Origin of the sequence: Sulfurospirillum sp. MES, assembly GCF_000789415.1 — a bacterium.
Taxonomy (GTDB): domain Bacteria; phylum Campylobacterota; class Campylobacteria; order Campylobacterales; family Sulfurospirillaceae; genus Sulfurospirillum; species Sulfurospirillum cavolei.
Genome location: NZ_JSEC01000038.1, coordinates 1 through 1,821, shown reverse-complemented (window position 1 = coordinate 1,821; position 1,821 = coordinate 1). Strand labels below are relative to the sequence as shown.

At 37.0% G+C, this 1,821-nt stretch carries 3 protein-coding genes; all 3 read left to right on the top strand.

What is annotated here, in order from left to right:
• On the top strand, nt 1–869 hold an 869-nt coding region (locus OA34_RS13225; RefSeq protein WP_039676192.1), incomplete at its 5' end, for a hypothetical protein.
• A gap of 66 nt (nt 870–935) precedes the next feature.
• Nucleotides 936–1,538 carry an adenylyl-sulfate kinase gene (cysC, locus tag OA34_RS13220; protein WP_039676190.1) on the top strand — a complete coding sequence of 201 codons (603 nt, stop codon included), beginning with the start codon at nt 936–938 and terminating at the stop codon, nt 1,536–1,538.
• A gap of 29 nt (nt 1,539–1,567) precedes the next feature.
• Nucleotides 1,568–1,821 (top strand): NAD(P)-binding protein (locus tag OA34_RS13865; RefSeq protein WP_286683065.1); only part of this gene is annotated, 254 nt, incomplete at its 3' end.

Here is a 1,821-nt window from a genome sequence, read left to right as displayed (position 1 = left end):
ATGAGCATCTTAGGAAAAAAGAAAATATTTATGTTCCGCAAATTAAAGAATTACATTTTTTATCATTATTCGATTTTAGATGTCGGGGGCCATGGGAAAGATCAATTCACCATTCAGGGATCAACTTTGAGGAGCTTGCAAAAAAACCTGACAGTACGATTCATACAAGGATCGTAAGTAGCTTTAGTGATTATATTGAGCTCTTCGAAGGGGCAGAGCAGAAACAATTTAGAATTGATATTTCTCCTTCTTATCACTTCTATAGTGAACGAGTTTCAAATAATATTGAAAAAAACTTCAAAAATGCATTAGTTTATTTTACTCCAAGAGATCCAATTTTAAGAATGCTATCAAACTATAGTTGTTTGTTCCCAAGATGTCCTAAAACACTATTTTCAGCCATTAATGATGAAGACTCTGTTTTAAAAAAATCATGGGAATTTTTTTGGGCATTAAAAGGACAAAGTCAATATGCAGCTACAGTTAGCAATTTTAAAAATAAAGATTTGAACTTTTATATTATTCCTTATGAAAAAATTTTTACTGAAGATCCATTTCATGAGATTGGTTTTTTTGATTTTAGAAAAAATGATCAGTACGTAAACAGGTCAAGCGTTGCCTCTTGTATTGAGTTGTTAGATGACGCTGATCTTATTATTTCTTTTGAGCATGAAAAAACAAAAAAAATGCTAGCCAACCTTAATATTACATCTAAAATATCAGACCCTTTCCCTATATCTCAAATATATTCATGCGGTTCAAAAAAACTGATTGGAAGATTGGCCGGCCTTTTTTACGAAGATGTGATGCTTGTAGCTAAAGAGGTACAATGCATAGACAAGCTATGGGGCATATTCAACCATTTTTAAATGATTCCATCTTGATGGCACATCTTTAAATAATTATGTAATACCACAAGCTCGGAGTACTTTTACATGGTTAACGACATTCGAAATGTTATCGCCTTCCAAGGGGTTATTGAGCGTTCCCTACGAGAAAAGTTTCTTGCACAACGAAGCAAAGTATTCTGGCTTACGGGACTTTCTGGAGCGGGAAAGTCAACCATCGCCCATGGATTAGAAGAGCTTCTTTTTGCTGAGGGTCGCTTTGCTTATGTTTTTGACGGTGATAACATTCGTCACGGGTTGTGCCGTGATTTGGGATTTTCTCAGGAGGATCGCAAAGAGAACATTAGGCGTATTGCAGAGATGTTACGACTCTTTTTAGATGCCGGTATTATTTGTATCGCCGCGTTTATTTCTCCTTTAAAAAAAGACAGAGAAATGGTTCGAGAGATCATTGGTTCCGATAATTTTATCGAAATTTTCATCTCATGCTCCCTGGCTGTCTGCGAGCAAAGAGATATAAAGGGATTTTATAAACTCGCAAGGGCTGGGACAATAAAAAACTATACTGGTGTTTCTTCCCCGTATGAACCTCCAAGCTTCCCAGATCTTATTATTGAAACTGATAAGACAAATATAAAAGACAGTATTTTACAAGTATATAATATTGCTAAGCAGCAATGTTTTTTTTAAAAATAATACATTTTCCTTGGAGTCAATTAATGTATGTTATTACCGGCGCAGGCATATGGGGGGCAACCCTTGCTGAGCGCATTGCAACAGTTCTAAACCAGCCTGTCACAGTCATTGATCGGCGTGACCATATCGGCGGCAACTGTCATTCTTCGCTGGATCAGGAAACGGGAATCGAGTGCCATCGTTACGGTTCACATATTTTTCATACCTCGCTACCGCAGGTGTGGGAGTATCTTTCCCGGTTTTGCGAGTTCACTTCCTATCGGCACAAGGTGCTTAT